We start from the raw sequence: 26,034 nt of genomic DNA on the forward strand, positions 1-26,034 counted from the left end.
GGGGGGGGGGGCCCCCCGCGGCGGCCGCCCCCCGGGCCCCGGGGGGGGGGGGGGGGGGGGGCCGGGGGGGGGGCGGGGGGGCCGGGGGGGCCCCCCCCCGGGCCCCCCCGCCCCACGCCTGGTCACGACGGGACGCGGGGCCGGTCAGGGCGTGCCGCGCCGCGCCTCCTGGTCCACCACCTCGTCGAGGTCCGCCAGCTTCCGCATCTGCTGCAGCGGCCGCGCCATCCGGTTGTTCTCCCGCAGCGCGGGCTCGGTGCGCGACAGGAACGCCCAGTAGCCGGCGGTGAAGGGACACGCGTCCTCGCCGAGCCGCTTGGTCGGGTCGTAGCGGCACCCGCCGCAGTGGTCCGACATCCGGTCGATGTAGCGGCCACCGGAGGCGTACGGCTTCGTCGCGACCATCCCGCCGTCTGCGTGCTGCGACATCCCGATGATGTTCGCGGGCATCACCCAGTCGGTGCCGTCGACGAACACGTCGGTGAACCACTCCGTGAGGTGGACCGGGTCGTAGCCCCGCTGCAGGGCCCAGTTGCCGAGCACCATGAGCCGTTGGACGTGGTGCAGCCAGCCGTGGTCGTGCAGACCCTCCATCGCGGTGGACAGGCAGACCGCGTCGATCTCGGACGCGTCGAGCTCCTGCCACCAGCGGGGGAGCCGCTCGTGTGCGCCGAGGGCGTTCTCCTCGGCGCCGTAGTCGTCGCCGAACCACCAGTAGAGGTGCCAGACGTAGTCGCGCCAGCCCGCGACCTGGCGGACGAAGCCCTCGACGCTCGCGAGCGGGGCGTCGTGGTCGCGGTGCGCGGTGAGAGCTGCCTCGACGACCTCGAACGGGTCGAGCACGCCGAGGTTCATCGGCACGCTGAGCAGCGAGTGCGCCATGGTCCAGTCGTTCGTCAGCGGGGCGTCCTCGAACGGCCCGAAGTCCCCGAGCCGGACCTGCACGAAGTCGTCGAGGGCCTGCCGGGCCTCGTCGGCGGTCACGGCGAAGCGGCGGGTGTCGTCCCTGCCGACGAAGCGGACGAGGCCGTCGTGTTCCCAGCGGTCGAGGTCGTGGCGGACCTCGTCGTCGATCTCGTCCTCGGTCGGCCACCACGGATCGGGCAGCCCGAGCGTGGTCGCTCCCCTGGGCGGTGGTTCCCGGTTCTGGTCGTCCAGGCTGAACTTCCCGCCGATCGGCTCGTCCGCGTGCATGAGCCAGCCCTCGCGGCGGCGGACCCGCTCGTAGTGGGTCTCCATCCGGAAGCGTCCGGTGCGCTCGGCGGCCCACTCGGCGAACTCGGCCTCGTCGGTGATGAAGCCGCGGCTCGGCCGGATCTCGGTGCCACGGCCCCAGTGTCGGACCTGCGCGCGCAGGGTGCGGGAGGGCGGGTCGACCACGTCGAGGTCGTCCCGGCCGACCAGGGCGTCCTTGAGACCCTCGACCTGCACGTGCTCGGCCCGGTCGCCGAGCTCCCGCACCCGGTGGCGGAGGGCGCTCAACCAGAGGTGTGCCTTCGCCCGGTGCATCGGTCGGGCGGTGAAGAACTCGCGCGCCTCGACCACCAGCGCGGGGCCGCCGTCGTCGAACAGCGGTCCGTACTGCCCCGGGAGGACGAGCCGGGTGCGGTCGGTGCTGCCGGCGTCGGTGCTGCCGTGGTCGGGTGCCATGCCCGGACGCTACCGGCGGCGTGTGACGCCCGGCTGACGCCGGGCTGACGGCCGGTGTGCCCCGACGTCGGCGTCGGCGGCCAGGGCTGGCCCGGCGGCCGCGTTCCGGTCGCACGACGTGCCGCTCGTGTTCGGCGGGCGCGGCACGTCGTGCGACCGGAACGGCCGCCGACGGCCCGTCGTGCGACCGGTGTCGTCGACGGCCCCGTCGCGGCCGGCCGGCCCGGTCAGTTGTACGACGCGAGCCGGTTCGGCGCCGTGTTGCCCGCCGGCGTCGGTACCGCCCCACCGACCCCGTTGATGACGCTCGAGATCGTGCCCGTGTCACCGAGCGACACCGTCACGAGCCCGTGCGCCCGGATCCCCGCGCCCGTTGGCGTCTCGAACGCCCGGTCTGCGTGCACGGAGGGGTTCGTGTTGAAGAAGCAGTAGACACCACCGCCCCAGATCTCGTGGTTCGACACCCCCGACGCGACCTTGTACGCCGCGTACCCGGCTCCGGTCGGGCTCTGCCACGAGGCGTTGTCCGGCACGTCGTACGGCATCTCGTTCTGGAAGAAGATCGTCCGACCCCGGTTGCCGTTCCACAGCACCTCGTACCGCTGGTAGTGCTCGACGAACAACCCGGTCGCCAGGACGTCGTCACCGTTCACCTCGACACCCGTGGCGCCGGTGTTGACGTTCCACCCCGTGGCCGCTCCGCCGTGGTCGGCTCGCCACGCCCAGATGTGGTCGACCAGCGTGTCGTCCGCGTTGACCTGCAGCGTCGTCGACGCCTTGCCCTGGATGCTCGACCCGACGCGGAAGAACACGTCCTGGATGCTCTGCGGATCGGCCGCGTGGTCGGCGTGCGAGCCGCCGGTGCCGAGTCGGACGAGCTGCGCGCTGTTCGTCGTGCCCGCATCGACCACGAGGTTCGAGACGTTCACACCCGAGACGTCCGAGCTGGTGAGGACCGCGTTGCCCTTCGTCGGCACGAGCGTCGGGAAGCCGACGCCCGTGACGACGGTGTCCGGACGCGTGACGTTCAGCGCGGCGTCCAGCTGGTACGTGCCCGGGGTGAAGAACAGGTTCAGCCCCTGCGCCAGCGCGCCGTTGATCGTCGTCGCGCTGTCACCGGGGTGTGCGACGTAGAAGTTCCGCATCGGGATGTCGGTCCCCGGCGTGTTCGGCCACGTCACCCCGGTGGAGTTCGTCCGCAGCGACGGCACGAACACGTGGTACCTGTTCGACGAGTCGATGTACAGGTACGGCTTCTCACGCGTCACCGGCGTGGTCGACAGCGTGGTCCAGCTCTTCGAGAAGTCGTTCGCGGGAGCGCCCTGCACCCCCGAGAACACCATGTTCCAGTTCCCGCCCTGCCAGCTGCCGAGCGAGGAGTTCCGGGTGTACCACTGCTGCTGGGACCCGCTGGTGACGGTGCCGTCGACCTTCGAGTCGGCGATGTACCCACCGGACGAGTAGCCCTGACCGCCGTCCTGGTTCGACGGTCCCATCGTCAGGTTCCCCTCGACGTGGACCCGCCGCATCGGTGCGGCCTGCGACACCGCCCAGCGGTCGGTGCCGCCCTCGGGGACGACCGACAGGTTCTCCGCCGACCGCCAGAAGTTCTGCGTCGCGTTCTTCTCGTCACCGGCGTTCCACCCGGAGTCGACGTTGATCGCACCGGTGATCGTGACGTCGTCCGGGTTCTTGCCGAGGCCGGCCACGGACGTGTAGAAGCCGAGGTTCGCCCAGAGCCGACCGTAGCTGCCCGGCTTGAAGAGGAAGGCGTACCGCTGCGAGCCGAACTGCGCCCCGCTGCTGCGGAGCTGCGAGTCGAACGCCGCGTCCACGTCGGCCTGGATGGTCGAGGTCGGTGTCGACGGGCTGTAGACCTTGACGTTGCTGCCGAGGTCCGGGGTGTCGCTGGTCGGCACGGCTGCCTGTGCCTGCACGGCCGGCGCCAGGGCGCCGACCAGTCCGACCGCCGTGATCGTCGCGAGGAGCGTGCTCATCCGTCGTTGCATGATGCTCGATTCGTCGTCGGACGGCCCCGTTGCCGCCCGCAACAGACGGTAGACCCGCCCGGACGCCGCGGCAGTCGGTGCTGCGGCGGACAAGTGCGTACCCCGTTCGGGGGTCGGACTGGAGGCCCGGATCGCCCCCGCCCCGCCACCCCCGTCCCGGCGCTCGGTACGCTCCGAGCATGTGGCCGACCGAGCAGGACTGGCGTGCGTCCGTCCCGCGTCTGCTCGCCCGCGCGGTCGAGCGCTGGGACCTGCGCCCCGGCGAGCCGTACGCGGGCGGCAGCGTCTCGCACGTCGTCCGAGTGCGGCTGCCCGACGGCGGCGATGCCGTCCTCAAGCTGTCCCTGCCGCACCGCGAGGCCGAGCACGAGGCAGCAGCGCTCGGGTGGTGGGACGGCGCCGGGGCGGTCCGCCTGCTCGCCGTGGACCCGGACGACCCCTTCGTGCTGCTGCTCGAGCGCTGCGACCCCGGCACCCGCCTCGTGCAGCGTGACGACGTGCCGGCCGAGGAGCGCCTGCGCACCGCGGGTGGTCTGCTCACGCGGCTCTGGGCGACCGGGATCCCGGACGACCACCCGTTCGAGTCCCTCGCCGACGTCGCCGCGGAGTGGGCGGCGCTCGCCGAAGCCCGGATGCTCGAGCTCGCGCCACCCTTCGACCCCGGACTCGTGCGCCGCGGCACCGACCTGCTCCGCACCCTGCCCCGCGACGCCCCACGGTCGGTGGTCGTGCACGGGGACGCGAACCCCGGCAACGTGCTCGCGGCGGTCCGGGAGCCGTGGCTCGTCATCGACCCGAAGCCGATGGTCGGCGATCCGGCCTACGACCTGAGCCCGGTGCTCGTGCAGGTCGGCGACCCCTTCCGCACGGGCGACCCCCTGCGCGCCGTCCGGCACCGGGTCGCCGTGCTGTCGGACACGACCGGCCAGTCCCCGGACCGCATCGCCGCCTGGTGCACGGCGCGGCTGGTCGAGTCCGCCCTCTGGTCGGTGAGCAGGGGAGCGCTCGGCGACGGTGTCGACGCGATGGCCCGTGCTGCGGTGGTCGACGGGCTCGGCGCCTGACCACCGCGGGGTTCACCTCCGCGGGAGCCCGGCGACGTAGGCCGTGAGCACCGCGTGCGGATCGACGGCGGCGACCGCGCCGACCCGGTAGAGCAGCAGGGCGTCGACGATCCCGACGAGGTCCCGTGCTGAGCCGTCCGGGTCCACGACGCCGATGCCGTCGAGCAGGGTCCGTGCCGCTCGGACGAGGTCGTCACGCACCGGGTCGGCGCCGGTCAGGGGAGCACGCAGTCCGGGGTCGTCGCGCAGTTCGACGAGGAGCGCGAGCCGGGCGGCCTGTGCATCGCCGCGAGCAGCGAGTGCGTCGAGGAACCCGGTGGCGACCGCGACGACCGAGGCGTCGTCCGGGTCCTCCGGCAGCTGGAGTCCGTCGACGTCGGACGCCAGCTGCTCGGTGATCCGCGCCGCCACCAGCGCGAGCAGTGCGTGCCGGGTCGACGCGTAGTACGTCGTCGACCCGGGCGGGACCCCTGCCTCGGTGTCGACGCCGCGGTGGGTGAGTGACCGCGCGCCGCCGCGCGCCACGAGACGGACCGCCGCGTCGGCGAGGTCGTCGCGTCGTCCCATGGCTTCCCCTCTCGGCCAGGACATCGTACTGTTCTCTACATCTGTAGAGGATCGATCGGGAGGGTGTCGTGCGCGCAGTCGTCGTCGGCGGGGGAACATCGGGTCGAGCGATCGGAGCGGCGATCGCCGCGCGGGGCTGGGCGGTGCAGGTGTCGTCGCGGCGGACGGGGTTCGACGTCCTGCGCGACGACGTCGCGGCTGTGCTCCGGGGTGCCGACGTGGTGGTCGAGGCCACCGGTCGCTTCACGACGAGCCGCCGACGAGCCACCGACTTCTTCGTCCGGTCGACCACCGCGGTCGGTTCGGCTGCCGCAGCGGTCGGGGCGCGGCACGTCCTGCTCTCGGTCCTCGGGTGCGAGCGTCCGGAGGTGCAGGGGTACGGCTACTTCGCCGGCAAGGCAGCGCAGGAACGGGCCGCCGCGACGACCGGTGCCGAACTGTCGGTGGTGCGCTCGACGCAGTGGCACGAGTTCGCGGAGCAGAACGCCGAGCGTTTCGGTGTCGGTCGCGTCGCGCTGGTCCCGGCGATGACGATCGCTCCCGTGGCGCTGACCGCGGTGGCCGCCGTCGTGGCGGAGGTCGTCTCGGGTGAGCGCAGGGAGCGACGCGTCGAGGTCGCCGGGCCGCGGCGGACGACACTGCTGGCGATGACGGAGTCGCTGCCCACTCCCGGCATCCGTGCGCTGCCGCTCCGCATCCCCGGTCGGCTGGGGCGCGCGTTCCGCGACGGTGCGCTCCTGCCGGACGTGGGTACGGAGGTGGTCGGACCGTCCTTCGACGAGTGGCTCACCGCGCGGTCGCGCCACTGATGCCTGTCGGCCGGTCGGCCGGGGCGTCGCGCTCGCGGCAGGCCGACCGGCACGACGGCGTCCGCTCAGCGCGTGCCGGCGACGACGGCGTCGAGTGCGTCGTCCGCAGACCTCGGCTCGCGGCCGAGCAGCGTCCGGAGCGTCGGGTCCGTCCCCGCGAACCACCCTCCGGCCGCTGCCTCGTACATGCCGAGCAGGAACCGGACCATGCGTTCGTCCTGCCCCGCCGCGACGGCGCCGCCGACCCACTGTTCCGCGTCGACGAGCCGGAAGCCGACGTCGCGACCGACGCGCTCGGCCAGCCGGTCCGTGAGCTCCCCGAAGGTCGGTGCCGCGGTCGCGGTGATGGTCACCGGTCCCTCGGCCGGCGTCTCCTGCAGCAGCAGGGCGGCGGCCGCCTCGGCTGCGTCCTCACGGGCGGTCCAGGACACCGGTCCGTCTGCCGGCAGGGCGACCGTCCCCGTCTCCGGCCACGGCCCCAGCAGCCACTGCAGGCTGTGGGCGTAGAAGCCGTTCCGGAGCGAGGTCCACCGGAGGCCCGACTCGGCGAGCAGGTCCTCGGTGGTGGCGTGGTGCTGTGCCGGCACGAACGGGGACGCCGCTCCCGCGCCCTGGTGGCTCGTGTAGAAGACGTGTCCGACGCCGGCGCTCGCCGCGGCCTGCACGGCGTTCCGGTGCTGCCGGACGGTGTCCCCTCCCGGGTCGTTCGACGAGACGAGCAGCAGGCGGTCCGAGCCGGCGAAGGCCTCGACCAGGCCCGCCGGGTCGTCGTAGTCGCCGTGACGCACCGTCACGCCGCGCTCGGCGAACCGCGCGGCGCGTGCGGGGTCCCGTGTCACCACCGTGAGCCGGGATGCCGGGAGGTGGTCGAGGAGGTGGTCGGCGGTGGCGCCGTTGAGTGCGCCGGTCGCTCCGGTGATCGTGATCATGGTGGCCTCGTTCGTGTTAGCGGTGGAAACACGAGAACCGTAGCGCTGGTTTTCGGTGGAAGCAAGCACCTGTTAGCGTTGATCCGTGACCAGTACCGCACCGGCGATCGACTCCCGTCGCGACGTCCGCGAGCGCATCGTGGTCGGCGCTGCGGAGCTCCTCCACGACGGCGGTGTCGACGCGGTGACGACGCGAGCGGTCGCCGCAAGAGCAGGAGTGCAGGCGCCCACGATCTACCGGCTCTTCGGGGACAAGGACGGACTGCTCGACGCGGTCGCCGAGCACGTCATGACGGTGTTCAGCGCCGAGAAGGCCGCGATGGTCGACGCCGCCGGAGCGGACGGGACGGACCCGGTCGAGGCGCTCCGCGCGGGATGGGACGCGACCATCGCCTTCGGGCTCGCCAACCCCGACCTGTTCGTCATCATGAGCGACCCGCGTCGCGGGCGAGGGTCACCCGCCGTGGCGGCCGGGCTGCGTGTGCTCGAGGAACGGTTGCGACGGGTCGCGGTGGCCGGACGTCTCCTCGTCGGGGCGTCGGAGGCGGTCCGGCTGGTGCACGCGGCCGGTACCGGTGCCGTGCTCGCGATCCTGGGCGAACCGGAGGGCCGACGCGACCCTGCCCTGGCCGAGACGGTCTGGGCCGCGGTCGAGGCGCAGGTCGTCGTCCCCGAGCGCGACGTCGTCGCCGGTCCCGACCGGGCGCTCCGCACCGCGGCGTCGACCCTGCGCGCCGGCGTCGAGGAACTCGACCGACTGACGGCAGCCGAGCGCGCTGTCCTGGCGGAGTGGCTCGACCGCGTGGCGGCGGGGCGTCGGGAGTCCGACTCCGGAGGAGCCTGACCGTCCGACCTGCGTCGGACGCAGCTCAGTCGGTCGCGCCCCTCGGCGGGTCCACGAGCAGCGCGACCCGGTCCCGCAGGTAGTCCTCGAGCGGCACGGCGGTCCCGGAGGTGGGGGACCAGCGGACGACCGGTTCGCCGTCGACCACGGCGAGCACACCGTCGGCCCCGACGAGCGAGTCGTCGAGCGGGATCGGCACCGCGCCGTGGTTGACCGTGTCGCCCGCGGCGAAGTGCCCCTTCGCCGCGGCCGCCCGGTAGGCGCGGCGCACCTCGGCGGAGACCGAGACGAACTGCTGGCGTCCGGGGTCGGTCACGCGGGTGATCTGCCCGGTCGCCCAGACCCCGCCGGCGGTCTCGGAGGACGATCCGAGCAGCAGGGCTCCGACGCGCCAGACCCGGCCGAGCGAGCGGATCGTCGGCTCCCGACGGATCCCGAGGACCGCGCGGGGCTCGACGTACTCGCCGAGGGCCTCGTCGCGGACGCCGGCTGCCCGCAGGCGCGCGGCCGCGTGGTCGAGCAGGGTCCGCGCTCGCCGCACCGCGTCCTCCACGAGCCCGTCCGTCACGCTGCCCGAGCCTAGACCGGCACGTCACACGGGGTCGCGCGGCCGGAGGAATGCGCCCGCTGCCCGTACGGTTGCACGGTCTCGGAACGAGGAGGGCCCATGGGCATCGTGCGGTGGTTGTTCGACGCGCAGCTCGTCATCGGCGACCAGACCGTGCTCTGGCGCGAGGTGATCGGCAACGTGTTCGGGCTGCTCAGTGCGCTCGGCGGGATGCGTCGCAGGGTCTGGGCGTGGCCGGTGGGGATCCTCGGGAACGCCCTGCTCTTCACGGTGTTCATGGGTGCGCTCTTCGACACCCCGAACCCGGTGAACCTGCTCGGCCAGGCCGGCCGACAGGTCATGTTCATCGTCGTCAGCGTCTACGGGTGGTACCGGTGGACGCACCGCGCGGACGAGGCGACGACCGTCGTCGAGCCGCGGTGGGCCTCCTGGTCGACCCGGGGGCTGCTGGTGCTGGCGCTGGTGGGCGGCACCGCCGTCCTGACGCCCGTGTTCCGGGCCCTCGGCTCGTACGAGCCGGTCTGGAGCGACGCCTGGATCTTCGTCGGGTCCGTGCTGGCGACGTACGGCATGGCGAAGGGCTGGGTCGAGTTCTGGCTGATCTGGGTCGCGGTCGACCTGGTCGGGGTGCCGCTGCTCTTCTCGGCCGGCTACTACGCGTCCGGGCTCATGTACGTCTTCTACGGCGCCTTCACCCTGACCGGGTTCTTCGTCTGGGTACAGCAGGGGCGCAAGCCGTCGGCGGCGCCGTTGACGGTGGGCTGACGCGCTCGACAGGTGTTGCCTGACCCCCGCACTGGGTGGAGACACGCCGGGGCCGGGTGCGGTGGACTGTCGGGATGGCAGACATGCACGGCGGGTCCGTCGAGGACGACGCGTCGCTGGCCGAGCGGATCGTGCGCGGGGCGATCCGGGCCTACCGGCTGCACCCGTTCCACGAGGTCGACGCCGGTACGGTCGCCGAGACCTGCGGCGTGGACCGCACGGTCGTCGACCGGCTCTTCCCGACCTGGGACGGACTGCTCCTGGTGGTCTACGACCGCTGGCTGCAGCTCCGCGGATCCCGCCGGTCGTCGGTGCCGCGGTGCACGCTCGAGCACGTGCGGATGACCCTGGCCGAGGACGTCGCCGACCCCGGTCTCGTCCGGGTGCTCGCGGGCGTCGTGACCCTCGCCGCGTCCGAACGGGACTTCGCCGGCTTCTTCCGCAAGCGCTTCGAGGAGTACGTCGAGGAGCTCACCGTCGGGCTGCAGCGCGACGTCGACGCCGGTCTGGAGACCATCGGCATCCCCGCCCACCAGGCCGCGACCCAGTTGCTCGCGGTCTACGAGGGACTCCAGCTGCAGATGCTCGTCCGGCCGTACCTCGACGTCCTGGTCGAGTACGACCGTGCCGTGCACACGCTCCGGCACGGCTGGCGTGAGCCCGAAGCCGTGGCCTGGGACGTGGACGAGGCGCTCGTCCGCGGCTGACCCACGAGCGGTGCCGCCGTCGACACCCGTCGGCCCGTCGACGACCCGCGTTCGTCGGACCGCGTCAGCGTGCCCGGGCTCGGCCCCGGCGCCAGCCGGCGATCTGCCGCACCGTGACCTTCGACCCGTACTGCGCCACCGAGTGGCGGAACAGGTACTCGGCGAACCAGAGCAGCACCGCGGCCACGGCGAACACCTCGACGATGCAGACGACGGACTCGACGACGGACAGCGATCCGACGGCGTTCCGGACCATGGCGGTGATCGGCGTGAAGGTGGGGAAGTACGTGAAGAACGCCGCCACCGGCGACGACGGCGTCGTCATCACGAAGAACGCCGCGTAGAGCGGGATGATCAGGGCGAAGATCGCGGCGGACTGCAGCGTCGAGGCGTCCTTGATCGAGGGCACCGCAGCGCCGACGGCGACGAAGAGCCCGCAGGCGAGCAGCACCCCGCCGACGAGCAGCAGCGCACCGACGACCATCCGCCACGGGTCCACCGTCAGGCCGCCGAGCCGCGACGCGACGAGGGGCAGTGCGACCAGGGCGACCGCGAGCCCCGGCAGCACGACGACCCCGACCTGCACGAGCCCGACGAGCAACATGGCGAGGACCTTGCCCCGGATCAGGTCACCGGCCGTCACCGCGGTCAGGATCATCTCGGAGATGCGGTTCTCCTTCTCCTCGACGACCACCGTCACCATGCGGGTCGCGAGCAGGATCACGATGCCGAAGAACGCGAGGGCGTAGAGCAGCGGTGGGACGATCGACAGCCAGCCCGGGGCGACGCGGCCGTCGGCGTACGTGGTCAGGTCGGTCGACGGCGGGGCGCGGAGGAGCGCGACGGCCTCGTCGTCACCGACCGAGGCCGCGACGCTGCGTTCCAGCACCCGCTCGGCGAGCGAGGAGTAGCCACCGTTCTCGAACAGTCCGCGGTCGGCGGCATCCAGCCGGATCGCCTGCGCCGACGGCTTCTCCGGGTACTCGACGAAGAGCTCGAGCGTGCCCGCCCGGACGGCCGCGCGGTCGGCGGCCGGGTCGTCGGACGGCGACCCGCCCCACTCGGCCGCGACCCGCGCCGACACCAGGCCCGAGTGGTCGACGTACCGGAACGACGTCTTCGCCGCCGAGGCGCTCGACGAGATCGAGTCGGAGCCGGCCGCCTGTCCGACGCCGACGAGCACCGAGACCAGGACGACGACGATCGGGAGCGCGAGGGTGCCGATCCAGAACGCGGGCTTCTTGACGGCGCGGACGAACTCGAAGCGCACGACCGTCCCGAGCCGGCTCACGCCGCCGCCCCGCTCGCGGTGGTGTGCTGCGTCGACGCCCGGCCGGCCGGGGCCTGGTCGGCCCCGGCGTCGTGGCCGTAGACCTGGACGAAGATCTCGTCGAGCGGGATGCGGCGCATCTCGAACGCGGTCACGTGCACACCTGCGCCGACGAGCGCGGCGAGGATGTCCGACCCGTCCACCGCGGCTGCCTCGGTGGGCACCAGGTGGGCGACGTGACCCTCGTGCCGGGCGAGGCGGTACAGGGGAGAACGGGGGATCGTGCCGGTGAGCTGCACCCGGGCGACGGCGCCGCCGAAGGCGTCCTGCACGTCGGGGATGCTGCCGTACGCGGCTGCCCGGCCGTCCTTGAGCAGCAGGATGCGGTCGCAGAGGCGCTCGACCTCGTCCATGTGGTGCGTGACGAGGACCACGGTCGCGCCGTCCGCCTTCCGCTCGTCGACCAGGTCGAGGAGCAGCCGACGGTTGACCGGGTCGAGCCCCTTCGTCGGTTCGTCGAGGATGAGCAGGCGCGGTCGGTCCATGATCGTGATGCCGAGCTGCACCTTCTGCTGCTGCCCGCCGGACAGCTTGTCGACACGGAGCTTCGCGCGGTCGGCGAGCCCGACGCGCTCGAGGTACTCGGTGCTCCACGCCGCGGCCTCGGTGCGGCGGAGGCCCCGCAGCGTGCCGAAGTAGGTCATGACGTCGAGCACGGACTCCTTGCGGTACAGCCCGCGCTCCTCGGGCAGGTACCCGATGCCGCCGGTCGCGGGTCGGTACGGTGCGCCGTCGACGAGCAGGGTGCCGGAGGTCGGCGTCGTGATGCCGAGCAGCGCCCGGATCGTGGTGGTCTTGCCCGATCCGTTGCTGCCGAGCAGCCCGAAGGTCTCGCCGGGGGCCACGTCGAACGACAGCCCGTCGACGACGTCCCGGTCCCCGAAGCGCATGACGAGGTCCCGCACGCTGATGCTCGCGCCGCTCATGCTGCCGACCCTACCGGCGGCCGCCGCGAGTTCCGCCGCCCGTTCCTTCCCATCGCACGTGCGGTGGGAAGCGAGAACGGGCGTACCTGGTCGAACGGTTCGACCCGGTACGCCCGTTCCCACCTGGTACGCCCGGTCCTGCCCGGTGGGCGACGACCGAGGTGACCACACGACGGACGGGAGGCGCGGTGCCTGCCTGCACCGCGCCTCCCGTCCGCCACCGGGTTCCGTCAGGAACGCAACCAGGCGGTCCCCACACCCGACAGTGCGCCGTCTGCCACCGGCGCGGAGGCGAGCAGTAGCTCGCCGGCGGGGAGTGCGTACGGCTCGTCGCCGAACACCGTCACGCTCGTCCAGCCGTTCGGCCGGCGGAACGCGAGCACGTCGTCGCGACCGGTCTCGAGCCACTCGAGGTGCTCCTCGGACTGCAGCTGGCCGCGCAGGCCCAGGGCCTTCCGGTACAGGTTCAGCGTCGAGTCGGGGTCGGCGTCTTCCGCCTCGACCGAGACCTGCGCGAACCACGCCGGCTGCGGCAGGTGCGAGCCGCCGTCGCCGAACCCGAACGACGAACCCTGCCGCGTCCACGGGATCGGCACGCGGCAGCCGTCACGGCCCACGTCCACGCCCGGGTTCCGGAAGAACGCCGGGTCCTGGCGCTCGGCGTCGGGGATGTCGCCGACCTCGTGCAGGCCGAGCTCCTCGCCCTGGTACAGGTAGGCCGAGCCGGGCAGCGCGAGCTCGAGGAGCGTCGCCGCCTGCGCCCGACGGAGTCCGAGCGAACGGTCGAGCGCCGCCTGGTCACCGCCCGCGAGCAACCACGCGGACCCCTGCTTCTGCTCGTCGCCGTTGCGGGCGGGCAGTGCGTAGCGGGTGGCGTGCCGGACGACGTCGTGGTTCGAGAACACCCACGTCGTCGACGAGCCGGACTGCTCGGCGAGCCCGAGGTTGAACTCGATGATCGTGCGGAACTGCTGTGCGTCGAAGTCCGCCTCGAGCAGGTCGAAGTTGAACGCCTGCCCGAGTCCCTCGGCGCTGGCGTACCGGGCACGGCGGTCGGCTGCGACCCACGCCTCGGCGACCGCGGTGCGGGCCGGGGTGTACTCGTCGAACACCGTGCGCCACTCGGCGTAGATCTCGTGCACGTCGTCGCGGTCCCACAGGATGTGCGAGCCGTCCTTCGGGGCGGCGAGCACCTCGGCCCACCTGGGCAGCTCGCCCGCGGGCAGGTCCTTCGCCAGGCCGTGCGCGACGTCGATGCGGAAGCCGTCGACCCCGCGGTCCGACCAGAAGCGCAGCGTGTGCAGGAAGTCGTCGCGCACCTCGCGGTTCGCCCAGTTCAGGTCGGGCTGCTCCGTCGCGAAGTTGTGCAGGTACCACTGGCCGTCGCCCACGGCGGTCCAGGCCGGGCCGCCGAAGATCGACACCCAGTCGGCCGGCGCCTCGGACCCGTCGGGGCCGGTGCCGTCACGGAAGACGTAGCGGTCCCGGGCCGGGCTGCCCTTCGGCGACGCCAGTGCCTCGCGGAACCACGCGTGCCGGTCGCTCGTGTGGTTCGGCACGATGTCGACGATCACGCGGATGCCGGCGCCGTGCATAGCCTCGACCATGTCGTCGAAGTCGGCGAGGGTGCCCAGACGCGGGTCGACGTCGCGGTAGTCGTCGACGTCGTAGCCGCCGTCGGCCAGCGCCGACGGGTAGAACGGGCTGAGCCAGACGGCCTCGATGCCGAGGGAGGACAGGTACGGCACCCGCGAGGTCACCCCGCGGAGGTCGCCGATGCCGTCGCCGTCCGCGTCGGCGAACGAGCGGGGGTACACCTGGTAGACGCTCGCCTGGCGCCACCAGGTCTCGGCGTCGGTGGCGGCTGCGGGCTGGACGAGCGTGTCGGTCACGTCGGGCCTTTCGTTGTTCGTGCGGGTGGTGGTCGTGGTCGTTGCGGCTGCGTTCGTGTCCGCGGTCGCGGTCGCGGACGGCGACGTCGGCGTCACTTGATCGCGCCCTGGGTCACGCCGGCCATCACCCATCGCTGGGTGACGAGGTAGACGATGATCGCCGGGGCCATCGCCATCAGGTACGAGGCGAACGACACGTTGTAGTTGTTGCTGAACTGCGTCTGGAACATCTGCTGCAGCACCGGCAGGGTCTGCAGCGCCGGGTCCGAGGTGATCAGCGACGGCATCACGAAGTCGTTCCAGGACGCCAGGAACGCGAAGATGCCGACGGTGGCGCTCATCGGCGCGAGGAGCGGGAACACCAGTCGCCAGAACACCTGCCCCGTGCTCGCACCGTCGATGCGGGCACTCTCCTCCAGCTCGGCCGGGATCGAGCGCAGGAACGCGGTGAAGAGCAGCACGCTGAACGACAGCTGGAACATGACGTGCAGGATCGCGACGCCGAACGGGTTGTCCAGCCCGGCGAGGCCCGTGAGCTTCACCTGCGACAGCGCGAGCACCGGGAACGGCAGGAACATCGCGGCGAGCAGGTAGAAGAACGACCAGCGGAAGAAGCGGCGCTCCCAGTTCCGGGCGATGGCGTACGCCGTGAACGACGCGAGCAGGATCGTCCCGACGACGGTGATCGCCGCGATGAGCACCGAGACGCCGAACGCCCGCGGGAAGTCCGTGAGCTCCCAGGCCTGCACGAAGCCGTCGACGCTGAACGGCGCCGGCAGCGAGAACGCGTTGCCGTCCACGGCCTGCGTCGTGGTCTTGAACGCCATCGTCACGGTGACGTAGAGCGGGACGAGGACGGACAGGGTGCACAGCGCGAGGACGATCGTGACCGGCCAGTTGAACCGTTCACCGCGGCGTCCGGCGGTGCGGTCGGCATCGACCGACCGGATGCTGCCGGTCGCCGTCGTGCCCGGGCGGAGGGGTGCTTGCATGGTCATCAGAGCGCTGCCTTCCCGCGGGTCGCCCGCAGCTGGATGACGGCGATGACGACGGCGATCACGAAGAAGATCGTCGCGTTCGCCATCTGGTACGCGTAGTCGCCGCCGCTGAAGCCCTTGAAGATCGACATCGCGACCGTCGTGGTCGAGGTGCCCGGGCCGCCGTCGGTCAGGCCGACGACGATGTCGTACGAGTTCAGGAAGTTCTTGAACCCGATCACGAGGTTGATGAGGATGTAGCCCGCCGTCAGGGGTGCGGTGATCGAGACCAGCTGCCGCCAGGCGCTGGCACCGTCGAGCGCCGCGGCCTCGTACACCTCGCCGGGGATCGACAGGACGCCGGCGATGTAGATGAGGAGCGTCGACGGGATCGCCTGCCAGGCGGTCACGACGACGATCGCGACCCACGCCAGGTCGGGGTTCGCCAGGATGCTCTGCTCGAGCGGGGCGATGCCGAGCGTGGTCGCGAGCGCCGGCAGGCTGTTCGCGAAGAGGAACGAGAACACGTAGGCGATGACGATGCCGGAGATCACCATCGGCAGGACGAAGACGCCGCGGAGCGCGATCTTGCCGCGGATCTTCGACGTCAGCGCGATCGCGAGCAGGAACGCCACGGCGTTCACCAGGAGCACGGTGACGAGCGAGAACCCGATGGTGAACAGGTACGCCTGCAGGATCGCGGGGTCGGAGAACACCGCGACGTAGTTCGTCAGGCCGGTGAACCGGAACTCGCCGAAGCCGACGGAGTTCGTGAAGCTCAGCACGATGCCCATCGCTGCGGGGAGCGTGATGGCGAGGGTGAAGAGCACGAGCGTGGGGACGAGGAACAGGAGGAAGAGCGGATCGACGCGCTTGGCGCGTCCGCGGACGCCGGCCTGGAGGCGCGGTGCGGCTCCGCCCCGGCGGCGGCGGTCCGCCGTCGTGATCGATTCGGTGGTCGTGGTGGCCAAGGTCGTCTCCTTACGCGGCCGACCGGAGCGCGAGCCGCGCCCAGTCGCCGTCGAGGGTGCGGAGTTGCGGGTCGGGCGCACCGCCGAAGGCGATGGACTGCAGGTAGTTCGCCACCGGGATCTCGGCGGGGATGAGCTGCGAGGCGCCGAGGTAGAACGCGGCCTGGTCGTACGAGTCCTGCATGCCGCGGAGCGCGGGGTTCGAGACCGGAGGAGAGTCCTTCCGCACGCCGAAGCCGTTGTTGTCGGCGTTGTACCGGTCGCTGATCTCCGGGCTCATCAGGAAGGACAGGAACTCGCGGGCGGCCTCCTGCTTCCGTGAGGCCTCGGGGATCCAGAGCCCGAGGTCGACGTTGACGCGCACCTTGTTGTCGGCGGGGTCGTCGGTCGCCGGGAACGGGAAGGTGCCGAGGTCCATGTCGGGGTTCGTCTTCGCGATCTCGCCGAGCGCCCAGGGGCCCTGCAGGTACATCGCCGCCTTCCCCTGCGCGAACGCGAGGTTGCCGTCGCCGTAGCCCCGGCTGGCGGCGCCCTGCTGGTGCCACTGCAGCAGGTCCACCATGCGACCGACGGGAGCGGCGAAGTCCTTCTCGAACGACACCGCCGACCCCCTGCCGACCGAGGTGCCCTCGCGGTCGAGCGCCGCGAAGGTCGACGGCACGTCGAGCATGCCGCCCACCGAGTAGTCGAACATGCCCTGGGCGATCGTCCAGTTGTCCTTGTACGTGCCGTACATCGGGGTGATCCCGGCCTTCACGAGACGCTCGCACACGTCGGTGAACGCGCTCCAGGTCGTCGGCACCTCGAGACCCTGCTGCGCGAACAGCTGCTTGTCGTAGATCACCGACGCGGCGGTCACCGAGTAGGGCAGGACGCTCGTCCGGCCCGGGTAGTCGGCGGTCTGGCGCATCAGGGGCCAGAGGTCGGGGTTGATCGTGTCCTTCTCGGGCAGGTCGGACAGGTCGGTCAGGGCCCCGTGCTCGACGAACGACACCATCGCGTAGTTGTAGTTCAGGCACCCGAGGTCCGGCGGTCGGTTCCGGACGAAGTTCGCGGACATGTTCGACGTCGAGTCGCGGACCACGCGGATCGTCGACTGGCTGTCGTGGAACTTCGCGATGACGTCGTCGAAGTACCCGATGACCTCGGGCTTCGACACGTAGAAGGTGATCGTCTCGGGTCGGCTGCTCGATCCTCCGAGCGGGGCGCACCCGGCGAGTGCCAGGCCCGCGCCGATGCCGCCCGCACCGAGCAGGAACCCGCGGCGGGTGACCCCGGCCGTGCTCCTGGTGGTGGCGTGTGCTTGCACGTCGTCTCCGTCCGTCCGGACCCGGCGTCCCTGCCGTTCCGACTCGCGTGCCGGCGTCGGTGTCGGCTCGCGCGACTAAATGTACTCAGAAAATCTAATCGCGCAAGCAAGTCGCGTCGCGGTAGGGTCGGCGCATGCCACAACGCCGTGTGACCCCCCGCGCGACCAGCGCCGAGACGGTCCTGGCGTACGCCCTCGAGCCGTCGTCCGGTGCCTTCACGGCGACCGAGGCGATCGACGCCACGGGGCTGACCCGCTCGACCGTCCTCGCCGCGTGCGCGGAGCTCGTCCGGCTCGGCTGGCTCCGCGACCTCGACGACGCCCGCACGGCAGGCGAGTACCGGAAGGGCCGGCCCGCCCGGCGCTGGGAACTCGTCGCGGACGCCGGGGTCGTCGTCGGCGTCGACGCGGGGCAGCACCGCGTCACCGCGCTCGTCGCCGACCTGCGGGGCACCGTCCTCGCCCGCACCGAGGGGGCGCTCGGCGAGTCCGGGCTCGAGGTGCCCGTCCGGCTCAGTGTGACGACCGACACCGTCGCGGCGGCACTCACCGCGGCCGGCGTGGACGCCGCCCGCGTGCTCGTGACGGTCGTCGGCATCCCGGCTCCGGTCGACGCGCTCGGTGCGTCACCCCGCGACGGCGGCTTCTGGGACAGCATGAACCCGGGCTTCTCGGACGTCGTGCCCCACGGTGTCGTCGTGGTCGAGAACGACGCGAACGCCGCCGCGCTGGCCGAACGGCCCTCCTCGGGGGACGCCTCGTTCGCGGCGCTGCTCTCGGGCGAGCGGTTCGGCGCCGGCCTGGTCGTCGACGGCGTGCTGCTCCGCGGTGCCCGGGGCGGTGCCGGTGAGCTCCGGGTGCTCGACCTGGTCGACGGGGTGGCCTCGTCGAACGGCATCGGACGCACCGCCCGCGAGCTCGTCCGCGCGGCGCGGGCCGACGGGCGCATCGGTCCGGCCTCCCTGCTCGGCGGCGTCGAGGAGCCGGGCGCCGAGGCGGTGTTCGCCGCCGCCGCCCTGCTCGACCCGGTGGCGCTCGAGGTCGTCGACCGCCTGGGGGACCGCCTCGCCCGGGTCTGCGTCCTGCTCGCGAGCCTGCTCGACATCGACCGCGTGGTCGTCGCCGGAGCGATCGCCGACGCCGCCGCTCCCGTGATCGAGCGGGCGCGCGAGCACCTGGCTGCCTGGGAGTACGACCCGACGCCCGAGGTCGTGCCGTCGCGGCTCGGCGGCGACGTCGTGGTCCTCGGCGCCGTCGCGCGTGCGCTCGACCTCGTGCACGCCGACCCGCTGGCCTTCCCGCTGCCCGCCGAGACCCCCGCCGTCGCGACCTGACCGCCGATCCGCTGCCACCGAGCCCTTCCCGACCGGACGTACGAGTCGTACGATCGGTACATGTACAACCTGCCCGCGAGTGAAGCACGCCAGCGATGGTCCGACCTCATCGACCATGCGCACCGCGAACCGGTCGCCATCACGGTCCGCGGCCGCGAGCAGGTCGTCGTGCTCGAGGCGGAACTGGCTCGCCGGGCACTGCAGGCGCTCGAGGACGCGATGGACCGGGCCGCTGTCGATCGCGCTCGGCGGGAACTCGCGGAGGACCCGGAGACGCTGCCCCTCGAGCAGGTCGCCCGCGAGCTGGGCATCACGCTTGGGTGAAGCCTCGCCCGTCGAGTACCGGGTCGAGCTGACCAAGCGTGCCGCGAAGGCGCTGACGAAGCTCGACCGGGTCGTGCAGCGGCGGTTGCTCGCCGCCCTGGTCCTGCTCCGCACGACGCCGCGTCCGCCAGGGTCGACCGCGCTGGTCGGCCGGCCGGGCGAGTTCCGGGTCCGTGTGGGCGACCACCGGATCGTCTACGAGATCGTCGACGATCGTCTGGTGGTCCTCGTGCTGGTCATCGGCCACCGCCGTGACGTGTACCGCTGAACCCGACCGACCGACCGACCGACCGCCGACCCCCCTGGGCCGATCAGTGACACCGCGGCTCGGTCCGCGGCAGACTGAGCCCGTGACGATCCGACCCGTCCTCGTTCCCACGGTCCTCGGTTTGCTCGCGGTGTTGTGCACCGGGTGCGTCGCCGTCGGTCCGGAGGAGGGTGTCCTCACCCTGACGGGCAGCGACGCGGCCCCGCTCCCGGTGTGCAACGGCGCAGCACCCGTCTCGGTCTCCGCCCTGGCGTCCGACGACCCGCCAGCGTGCGAGCCGACCGGTCAGGTGCTCGTCTTCCCCGACGGAGGCCAGCTGCAGTTGCCGGGGGGATCGCTCGGCACCGGTTCGCAGGCTGCCGCGTCGGGCGTCCGGTACGCGTACAGCGGTGTCGGGCGGTTCGGCGTCGTCGCGGCGCAGGCCGGTCCTGGTTGCGTCGATGTCCAGGAGTGGGGGACCCCGGACGCGTTGCGTCGGGTCCACGACGCCTTCGGCTCGCGCTGGATGTGCGACTGACCGGGCGCGGGCCGCGAGCGCCCGGCGGCCGCTCGCGGCCCCTCAGCGGGGGAGCGCCGCCAGGACCTCGGCGGCACGGGCGGCCTGCTCGGCGCTGACGTCGAGGTGCGTCACGAGCCGGACGTGCCTCGGGCCGAGCTGCATCACCCGCACGTCCCGCTCGGCGGCCGCGGCCACGAAGGCTGCCGGATCGGTCACCTCGGCGAAGACGATGTTCGTGTCGACGGTCGCGGGGTCGAGGTCGAGCGCGGACGCGAGCACCCGGGCGTTGGTGTGGTCCTCGGCGAGCCGGTCGACGTGGTGCCGGAGCGCGTACCGGCCCGCCGCGGCCAGGAAGCCCGTCTGCCGCATGCCCCCGCCGTAGCGCTTCCGCCAGGTGCGGGCCGCGGCGACGTGCTCCCGGGAGCCGACGAGCACCGAGCCGACCGGCGCGCCGAGCCCCTTCGACAGGCAGACCGACACGGTGTCGAACCCCGCGGCGAGGTCGCGCAGCGCGATCCCCGACGCGACGTGGGCGTTCCACAACCGGGCACCGTCGAGGTGCACCGCGATGCCGTGCTCCCGCGCGAACGCCTGCACGGCGTGGACCTCGTCGACGGGCTGCACCGTCCCGCCACCGAAGTTGTGCGTGTTCTCGATCGCGATCGCCGTCGTGGACACGCTGTAGGCGCCGGCGTTCGGCTCAGCCACCTCCGCGACCGCCGCCGCGACGAGGCGTCCGCGTTCCGAGGGCCACGTGCGCGTCGTGATGCCGGAGAACACCGCCGCGGCACCGAGTTCGGCGCGGACGACGTGGGCACGGACGTCCGCCAGGAGTTCCTCGCCCGGCGCGACGTGCAGCCGCAGCCCGAGCTGGTTCGCCATCGAGCCGGTCGGGGTGAAGAGCCCGGCTTCGTGGCCGAGCAGGTCGGCGACCTCGCGCTCGAGGGCGTTCGTCTCCGGGTCCTCGCCGAAGACGTCGTCACCGACCTCGGCGTCGGCCATCGCCCGGCGCATCGCGGGCGTCGGGCGGGTCACGGTGTCGGAGCGCAGGTCGATCGGAGCGTCGGTCACCGGGCAACGCTAACCCGCCGTCCGGTCCGTCGATCACCAGGCAACACCGACCCGCCGTCCAGTCCGTCGATCACCGGCGTCGCTAGCGTGAGGCCCATGCAGCCGCCAGCAGCCGGGACCCTCCGCATCCTCCACCTGTCCGACACGCACCTGACCGGTGACGGTGCCCTGCACCAGGGATCGGTCGACACGACGGCGGCGTTGGACGCGGTGCTCGCGCACGTCGACGGGGTCCCGGGCGTCGGCCTGGTCGTGGTCTCGGGGGACGTGTCCGAGGACGGGAGTCCTGCGTCCTACCGCACGGCTCGCGAGCGGATCGGCGCATGGGCGCAGCGGCACGGCGCCGCACTCGTCCTGGTCCCCGGCAACCACGACCTCCGCGAGGGCTTCCGCCAGGTCCTCGCGAACGGCCACGTCCTCGGCGAGGGCGGCACGCCGCTCGCGCACACGATGGAGTACGTCCCGCCGTCCGTGCCGGTCTCCGGGCAGTCGGTCGTCGCCGGCTTCCGCGTGGTGACGGTCGACACGAGCGTCCCCGGTGCCGGCTACGGCGCGCTCAGCGACGCCGCGCTCGAGCGACTCCGCACGGCGCTCACCGGCGAGCCCGTCCCGCACGGCACGGTCGTCGTGCTCCACCACCCGCCGGTGCCCTCGCCGACCTTGCTGCACGAGGCCCTCCGCCTGCAGGACCCCGAGGACCTCGCCGAGCTCCTCGACGGCTCGGACGTCCGGGTGGTGCTCGGCGGGCACCAGCACCACCACAGCGCCGGGTCGCTCGCCGGCGTCCCGGTGCTCGTCGCGCCCGGGGTCGCGAACGACACGGACGTCGTCGGACCGTACGCCGAGGAGTCCGCCCACGTCGCCCACGGCGCACTGGTCGTCGACGTCGCCACCGACGGCTCCGTCTGGTCGACACCGGTCCGCGTCCCCGACCCGGACCGCGACGTGCTCGCCTTCGCGCTCGACGCCGAGACGGTGGCACGGATCGCGGAGCAGGCGGGGCCCGCCGCGCGCTGACGGCGCCCGGTACCCCTCGCTCACGGACACCGTTCCGGCGTCGCGAGTACACCGGAGCCATGCCCACGGAAGGAGTCCCCCATGCGCATCGGTAGTGCAGTGCAGTACGACCGGTACGGCGGGTTCGACGTCGTCGACCTCGTCCCGCAGGAACGTCCCGAGCCCGGACCCGGCGACGTCGTCGTCGAGGTCGTCGCCGCCGGCCTGAACCACGTCGAGCGGTTCCTCCGCGAGGGGAAGCTGCGCGACCACATCGACCTCGAGTTCCCTGCCCACCAGGGCGTCGACTTCGCCGGCATCGTCCGGGCCCGCGGCGCCGAGGTCCGTGACCTCAAGGTCGGCGACGAGGTGATGGGCCACGCGCCCGAGGGCGGTGCCCACGCCACGTGGATCCGCGTGCCCCGCGGTGCGGTCGTGAAGAAGCCCGAGCACGTCGGGTGGGAGGTCGCCGGCGGCCTCTACCTGGCCGGCGCCACCGCCGCGACGATCGTCCGCGGACTCCGTCTCGGGCCCGACGACACCGTCGTGATCTCCGCCGCTGCCGGCGGTGTCGGGCACATCGAGTGCCAGCTGGCGCACGATGCCGGCGCGACCGTCATCGCCCTCGGCAGCCCGCGGAACCACGACTACCTGCGGCAGATCGGTACGCTGCCGGTCGCGTACGGCGAAGGCGAGGAGGACCGCATCCGGCAGATGGCGGCCGGCCGGCCGATCACCGCGTTCATCGACAACCACGGCGGTGGCGGTGCAGCGGACCTCGCATCGCGGCTCGGCGTGCCGTCGGAGCGGCTGGTGACCTCCGAGCACCGCCGCGACGTCGAGATCCGGTTCCTGCGGGCACCGGCCGACGACGAGGAGGCCCGTGACCTGCTCACCCTGCTCGGCAAGGCCGTGCAGGACCGCCGCGTGCAGGTGCTCATCTCGGGCTTCTACCCGTTCGAGTACATCGTCGACGCCTACGAGGACCTGGCCGAGATGCGCTCCCGCGGCAAGGTCGTGATCGGCATGCAGACGGTGGAGACCGGTGCGCGACTCGACTGGTACCGCTCGGAGAAGGCGCGTGACCTGCGCGACCGCTACGCCGATGCACGAGGCGCGGACACCGAGACGATGGCCGGCGGGTCGGCGAGCCCGGAGGCCTGAACCACACGCGCGAGGATCGGGCCCGGTCTCCGGCAGGAGGCCGGGCCCGATGCGTGCGCGGGAGAGCGTGCGTCGGCTAGCTGAGGACGTCCTTCGTCGCGAACCGTCCGTACGCCAGCGCACCGAACACGGCCACCCAGCCGAGCTGCAGCAGCGCGTTCGCCCCGAAGGAGTCGAACGCGATCGGGTCGCGGAGCAGGTCGCCGAAGCCGAGCCACAGGTGCGAGAACAGGAACGGGTGCAGCCGGTCGAGCTGCGGGAGCTGGTCGAGCACCTGCGACACCCCGGCGAGCACGACCGTCGCGGCCATCGCCCCGACCGGCACCGTCGTCAGCGTCGAGGCGAAGAGCCCGATCGCGGCCAGCCCCAGCATCGAGAGGGCCACGTACAGCGCGAGGAGCAGTGCGCGGCCGGCGTACGACCAGCCGCCGACCTGCGTCCCCGACAGCAGGGTCACCGGGCCGATCGGGAAGAGCAGTGCGCCGATCGCCGCGCCGACGAGCACGACGAGGAGCGTCGCGGCCAGGCAGAACGCGACCGTGGCGGCGTACTTGACCAGGATGAACCGCAGGCGGCCGGTCGGGGCCACCAGCAGGTAGCGGATCGTGCCGTGCGACGCCTCGCCCGCGACCGTGTCCCCCGACACGACCCCCACGGTCAGGGGCAGGAACAGCGGGATCGACACGGTGAGCGCGGTGAACGCGACGAAGAGGCCGTTGTTCGTGATGTCCCCGAGGAACGCGGGACCACCGGAGTCACCGTCGGTGGTCAGGCGCACCGCGATCGCGATGAGCACCGGGACCAGGGCGAGGGCACCGAGCATCGCCCAGGTCCGGCGGCGCCGGAACAGCAGCGCGAGCTCCGACCCGAGCAGGGCGAAGGGGCGGACGGGACGGCGGACGGGCTCAGGCTGCGACATCGAACCCCTCTCCGGTGAGCGCGACGAACAGGTCCTCGAGGGTGCCGCCGCCCACCGCGACGCCCCGGACCCGGACGTCGGCACGGACGAGGTCGGCCGTGACGGTCTCGGGCAGGACGTCGTCGGGCAGGTCGGCGACCAGGACGTCCGCACCGGTGTCCCGACGCGGGGAGAGCCCCAACCGCACGAGCACCGCCGAGGCCTCGCCCACGTCGGGGGTCCGGACGGTCAGGGTCCGTCCGCCCGTCGCCCGGAGCTCGTCGAGGGACCCCTGCGCCACGAGGCGCCCGCTCCGCATCACCGCGGCGTGCGTGCAGACCTGCTCGATCTCGGCGAGCAGGTGGCTCGACACGAAGACCGTGGTGCCGTCGTCGGCCAGCGAGCGGATGAGGTTGCGGACCTCGCGGGTCCCCTGCGGGTCGAGGCCGTTCGTCGGCTCGTCGAGCACGAGGAGGTCACGCGGCGCGAGCAGTGCGCCCGCCAGGCCGAGGCGTTGCTTCATGCCGAGCGAGTAGGCGTGTGCCTTCTTGTCGGCGGCGTGGCCGAGCCCGACGCGGTCGAGCGCCGTCGCGACACGGTCGTGGCGGGTGCGCGGGTCGGAGGTCGGGTCCGCCGCGTCGAACCGCTGCAGGTTCGCCCGACCGGACAGGTACGGGTAGGCGGCCGGACCCTCGACCAGCGCGCCGACGCGGGGGAGGACCTCCTGCAACGCGCCCGGTACCGCACGACCGAGCACCTCGATCGTGCCGCTCGTCGCCGCCGACAGGCCGAGGAGCATCCGGATGGTGGTGGTCTTGCCGGAGCCGTTGGGTCCGAGGAACCCGAAGACCGATCCGCGCGGGACGGCCAGGTCGATGCCGTCCACGGCGCGCTGCCGGCGGAACACCTTGACGAGCGACTGCGTCCGGATCGCGAGGTCGGGAACGGACCGGCCGGGCTCCGTCGCTGCCCGGTCCGGCTGCGGGGCTGTCGTCACTTGGCGGCGGTGACCAGCGCGGACACCGGGACGGCGCCGGCGAACACCCGGCCGTCGTCCGCCAGGTAGACCGACACGAGCGACGTCTGCAGTGCGCGGCCGCCGTCGACGGGCTTCGTCACCTGGTCGAGGAGCGCCGAGGCGTCGGAGTCCCGACCCGGTCCGGCGGTGTCGCCGGCGGGCAGCTCCACGACGCTGTCCCACCCGGAGCCGGTCACCGTCGGTCCGACGCCGCTCCGGTCGTCGCCGTGCGCCCGACCGCCCTGCCCGTGCCGGTGGGCGTCCGAGAGGTCCTTCGTCGTGACCTCGGCGCCGGACGGCGGGGTGAAGTCGAACAGTCGAGCGTCGGGCGCGCCGTAGTCGAGGCTCGTGAACCCGACCTGGAACGCCGGGTCCTGCTGCCCGGCTGCGGTCACGGTGACGCGCAGGGGCAGCCCGGTCTGCTGGTCGACGGCGAGCCGGACCGAACCGACCAGGGTGTCGTCGGACCTCGGCGTCAGGGTGACCTGCCATGCGTCGTGTCCGGCGACGCGGACCGTCGTCGGGTCGGACACCCGGGTGCTCGGGGTGATCGCGTCGACCGCACGCTCGGCCGCCTGCGCCGGCGTGGTCGCGCCGGCGGTGGGGGCGTCGGCGTCCGCGGGGAGCGTCAGGTGCACCGCAGTGCGCTCCTTCGAGTCCCAGGTCCACACGTCGGACCCGTTCCGGACCACGTCCTGTTCCGCGAGCTGCTGGGTCAGCTGGAAGCGCTGTTCGTCCTCGCCACCGACGTACACCCGCGCGGTGTGCGCGGCGGTGAGCAGTCCGAGCACGTCGGACGCGTCGCCCTCGAGCGAGGAGCCGCCGCTGCCCGAGGGGAGCTCCGGCAGCCCGAGGTCGCTCGTCTGCGCGAGCGTGCCGGAGTACTGGGCGTCCCGGGACCCCGCGATGCTCGCGAGGACCTCGGCCGCGGTGGGGTCCGAGCCCGCCACCGGTTCGGCAGCGGCGTTCGCGATCACCGGCGCGGCGATGACGCCGGCGACGACGACCGGCGCGATCGCGGCGGGCAGCCAGGCTGACTTCTGCATCGTGTCCCCTTCGGTGGAGCGGTGGGTCGCGAGCACCGTACGTCGGGCTGCCGACAGTCGGCTGGGCGTCCGCGGCTGTCGTCCCGGTGCCCGGCACTC

At 72.7% G+C, this 26,034-nt stretch carries 26 protein-coding genes; 11 read left to right on the forward strand and 15 right to left on the reverse strand.

Annotated features, from left to right (window positions below):
* Positions 1 to 144: 144 nt before the first annotated feature.
* Positions 145 to 1,650, reverse strand: coding sequence for a cryptochrome/photolyase family protein (locus tag JOD95_RS10695; RefSeq protein ID WP_209684945.1), 1,506 nt, complete (start codon positions 1,648 to 1,650; stop codon positions 145 to 147).
* A gap of 227 nt (positions 1,651 to 1,877) precedes the next feature.
* Positions 1,878 to 3,647, reverse strand: a complete 1,770-nt coding sequence (locus JOD95_RS10700; RefSeq protein WP_209684946.1) for a hypothetical protein — start codon at positions 3,645 to 3,647, stop codon at positions 1,878 to 1,880.
* 191 nt (positions 3,648 to 3,838) lie between these two features.
* Here JOD95_RS10700 and JOD95_RS10705 point away from each other — a divergent pair, with 191 nt between their 5' ends.
* On the forward strand, positions 3,839 to 4,723 hold the full coding sequence (locus tag JOD95_RS10705; RefSeq protein ID WP_209684947.1) for an aminoglycoside phosphotransferase family protein: 885 nt from the start codon (positions 3,839 to 3,841) through the stop codon (positions 4,721 to 4,723).
* 12 nt (positions 4,724 to 4,735) lie between these two features.
* Here the strand turns inward: JOD95_RS10705 and JOD95_RS10710 are convergent, their stop codons facing one another.
* Positions 4,736 to 5,290: a TetR/AcrR family transcriptional regulator gene (locus JOD95_RS10710; protein ID WP_209684948.1), complete on the reverse strand. Its 555-nt coding sequence runs from the start codon at positions 5,288 to 5,290 to the stop codon at positions 4,736 to 4,738.
* A gap of 68 nt (positions 5,291 to 5,358) precedes the next feature.
* Here JOD95_RS10710 and JOD95_RS10715 point away from each other — a divergent pair, with 68 nt between their 5' ends.
* Entirely contained in the window at positions 5,359 to 6,099 is a 741-nt protein-coding gene (locus JOD95_RS10715; RefSeq protein ID WP_209684949.1) for a hypothetical protein, read from the forward strand.
* Positions 6,100 to 6,164: 65 nt separating this feature from the next.
* Here the strand turns inward: JOD95_RS10715 and JOD95_RS10720 are convergent, their stop codons facing one another.
* Complete coding sequence (locus JOD95_RS10720; protein ID WP_209684950.1) at positions 6,165 to 7,028, reverse strand: NAD(P)H-binding protein; 864 nt, start codon at positions 7,026 to 7,028, stop codon at positions 6,165 to 6,167.
* A gap of 85 nt (positions 7,029 to 7,113) precedes the next feature.
* Here JOD95_RS10720 and JOD95_RS10725 point away from each other — a divergent pair, with 85 nt between their 5' ends.
* On the forward strand, positions 7,114 to 7,872 hold the full coding sequence (locus JOD95_RS10725) for a TetR/AcrR family transcriptional regulator (RefSeq protein WP_066655576.1): 759 nt from the start codon (positions 7,114 to 7,116) through the stop codon (positions 7,870 to 7,872).
* A 25-nt stretch (positions 7,873 to 7,897) separates the two neighbouring features.
* Here JOD95_RS10725 and JOD95_RS10730 read toward each other — a convergent pair whose 3' ends face one another.
* Positions 7,898 to 8,440, reverse strand: coding sequence for a hypothetical protein (locus tag JOD95_RS10730; RefSeq protein WP_209684951.1), 543 nt, complete (start codon positions 8,438 to 8,440; stop codon positions 7,898 to 7,900).
* A gap of 99 nt (positions 8,441 to 8,539) precedes the next feature.
* Here JOD95_RS10730 and pnuC point away from each other — a divergent pair, with 99 nt between their 5' ends.
* Both pnuC and JOD95_RS10740 read left to right on the forward strand, forming a co-directional pair.
* Positions 8,540 to 9,205 (forward strand): nicotinamide riboside transporter PnuC, encoded by a 666-nt coding sequence (gene pnuC, locus JOD95_RS10735; protein ID WP_209684952.1) that lies wholly within the window; start codon positions 8,540 to 8,542, stop codon positions 9,203 to 9,205.
* Positions 9,206 to 9,279: 74 nt separating this feature from the next.
* Entirely contained in the window at positions 9,280 to 9,912 is a 633-nt protein-coding gene (locus JOD95_RS10740) for a TetR/AcrR family transcriptional regulator (RefSeq protein ID WP_209684953.1), read from the forward strand.
* A gap of 64 nt (positions 9,913 to 9,976) precedes the next feature.
* Here the strand turns inward: JOD95_RS10740 and JOD95_RS10745 are convergent, their stop codons facing one another.
* The 6 genes from JOD95_RS10745 to JOD95_RS10770 form a co-directional block, all read right to left on the reverse strand.
* Entirely contained in the window at positions 9,977 to 11,203 is a 1,227-nt protein-coding gene (locus JOD95_RS10745) for an ABC transporter permease (RefSeq protein ID WP_066655562.1), read from the reverse strand.
* On the reverse strand, positions 11,200 to 12,168 hold the full coding sequence (locus JOD95_RS10750) for an ABC transporter ATP-binding protein (RefSeq protein WP_245172184.1): 969 nt from the start codon (positions 12,166 to 12,168) through the stop codon (positions 11,200 to 11,202). Before JOD95_RS10750 ends, JOD95_RS10745 begins: the two co-directional genes overlap by 4 nt.
* Before the next feature lie 230 nt (positions 12,169 to 12,398).
* Positions 12,399 to 14,060: a glycoside hydrolase family 13 protein gene (locus JOD95_RS10755; protein WP_307810420.1), complete on the reverse strand. Its 1,662-nt coding sequence runs from the start codon at positions 14,058 to 14,060 to the stop codon at positions 12,399 to 12,401.
* Between the two features lie 92 nt (positions 14,061 to 14,152).
* Entirely contained in the window at positions 14,153 to 15,058 is a 906-nt protein-coding gene (locus tag JOD95_RS10760) for a carbohydrate ABC transporter permease (RefSeq protein WP_066655554.1), read from the reverse strand.
* Entirely contained in the window at positions 15,058 to 16,008 is a 951-nt protein-coding gene (locus tag JOD95_RS10765; RefSeq protein ID WP_066655553.1) for a carbohydrate ABC transporter permease, read from the reverse strand. Before JOD95_RS10765 ends, JOD95_RS10760 begins: the two co-directional genes overlap by 1 nt.
* Before the next feature lie 10 nt (positions 16,009 to 16,018).
* Positions 16,019 to 17,317, reverse strand: a complete 1,299-nt coding sequence (locus JOD95_RS10770) for an ABC transporter substrate-binding protein (protein ID WP_066655551.1) — start codon at positions 17,315 to 17,317, stop codon at positions 16,019 to 16,021.
* 134 nt (positions 17,318 to 17,451) lie between these two features.
* Between JOD95_RS10770 and JOD95_RS10775 the strand changes: the two genes are divergently transcribed.
* From JOD95_RS10775 to JOD95_RS10790, 4 genes are all read left to right on the forward strand, one after another.
* Positions 17,452 to 18,651 carry an ROK family protein gene (locus JOD95_RS10775; protein WP_209684955.1) on the forward strand — a complete coding sequence of 400 codons (1,200 nt, stop codon included), beginning with the start codon at positions 17,452 to 17,454 and terminating at the stop codon, positions 18,649 to 18,651.
* Positions 18,652 to 18,711: 60 nt separating this feature from the next.
* Positions 18,712 to 18,975, forward strand: a complete 264-nt coding sequence (locus tag JOD95_RS10780) for a type II toxin-antitoxin system prevent-host-death family antitoxin (RefSeq protein ID WP_066655545.1) — start codon at positions 18,712 to 18,714, stop codon at positions 18,973 to 18,975.
* Entirely contained in the window at positions 18,968 to 19,243 is a 276-nt protein-coding gene (locus JOD95_RS10785) for a type II toxin-antitoxin system RelE/ParE family toxin (RefSeq protein WP_066655542.1), read from the forward strand. The genes JOD95_RS10780 and JOD95_RS10785 overlap by 8 nt, the downstream gene beginning before the upstream one ends.
* An 82-nt stretch (positions 19,244 to 19,325) precedes the next feature.
* The gene (locus JOD95_RS10790; RefSeq protein WP_209684956.1) at positions 19,326 to 19,760 is read left to right on the forward strand and encodes a hypothetical protein; all 435 of its coding nucleotides are present in this window, start codon (positions 19,326 to 19,328) and stop codon (positions 19,758 to 19,760) included.
* A gap of 42 nt (positions 19,761 to 19,802) precedes the next feature.
* Here JOD95_RS10790 and JOD95_RS10795 read toward each other — a convergent pair whose 3' ends face one another.
* The gene (locus tag JOD95_RS10795; RefSeq protein ID WP_307810422.1) at positions 19,803 to 20,813 is read right to left on the reverse strand and encodes a GntG family PLP-dependent aldolase; all 1,011 of its coding nucleotides are present in this window, start codon (positions 20,811 to 20,813) and stop codon (positions 19,803 to 19,805) included.
* 96 nt (positions 20,814 to 20,909) lie between these two features.
* On the opposite strand from JOD95_RS10795, the gene JOD95_RS10800 reads away from it, so the two are divergent.
* Both JOD95_RS10800 and JOD95_RS10805 read left to right on the forward strand, forming a co-directional pair.
* The gene (locus JOD95_RS10800) at positions 20,910 to 21,830 is read left to right on the forward strand and encodes a metallophosphoesterase (RefSeq protein ID WP_209684957.1); all 921 of its coding nucleotides are present in this window, start codon (positions 20,910 to 20,912) and stop codon (positions 21,828 to 21,830) included.
* Between the two features lie 81 nt (positions 21,831 to 21,911).
* Entirely contained in the window at positions 21,912 to 22,973 is a 1,062-nt protein-coding gene (locus tag JOD95_RS10805) for an NADP-dependent oxidoreductase (protein ID WP_081984992.1), read from the forward strand.
* 76 nt (positions 22,974 to 23,049) lie between these two features.
* Here the strand turns inward: JOD95_RS10805 and JOD95_RS10810 are convergent, their stop codons facing one another.
* The 3 genes from JOD95_RS10810 to JOD95_RS10820 are packed head-to-tail and all read right to left on the reverse strand — an operon-like array spanning position 23,050 to position 25,935.
* Complete coding sequence (locus tag JOD95_RS10810) at positions 23,050 to 23,892, reverse strand: ABC transporter permease (protein ID WP_209684958.1); 843 nt, start codon at positions 23,890 to 23,892, stop codon at positions 23,050 to 23,052.
* Positions 23,879 to 24,868: an ABC transporter ATP-binding protein gene (locus JOD95_RS10815; RefSeq protein WP_066655518.1), complete on the reverse strand. Its 990-nt coding sequence runs from the start codon at positions 24,866 to 24,868 to the stop codon at positions 23,879 to 23,881. The genes JOD95_RS10810 and JOD95_RS10815 overlap by 14 nt, the downstream gene beginning before the upstream one ends.
* Positions 24,865 to 25,935 carry a sigma-E factor regulatory protein RseB domain-containing protein gene (locus tag JOD95_RS10820; protein ID WP_081985322.1) on the reverse strand — a complete coding sequence of 357 codons (1,071 nt, stop codon included), beginning with the start codon at positions 25,933 to 25,935 and terminating at the stop codon, positions 24,865 to 24,867. Before JOD95_RS10820 ends, JOD95_RS10815 begins: the two co-directional genes overlap by 4 nt.
* Between the last annotated feature and the right edge of the window lie 99 nt (positions 25,936 to 26,034).

The organism is Curtobacterium sp. 1310, from assembly GCF_017834105.1.
GTDB lineage: Bacteria > Actinomycetota > Actinomycetes > Actinomycetales > Microbacteriaceae > Curtobacterium.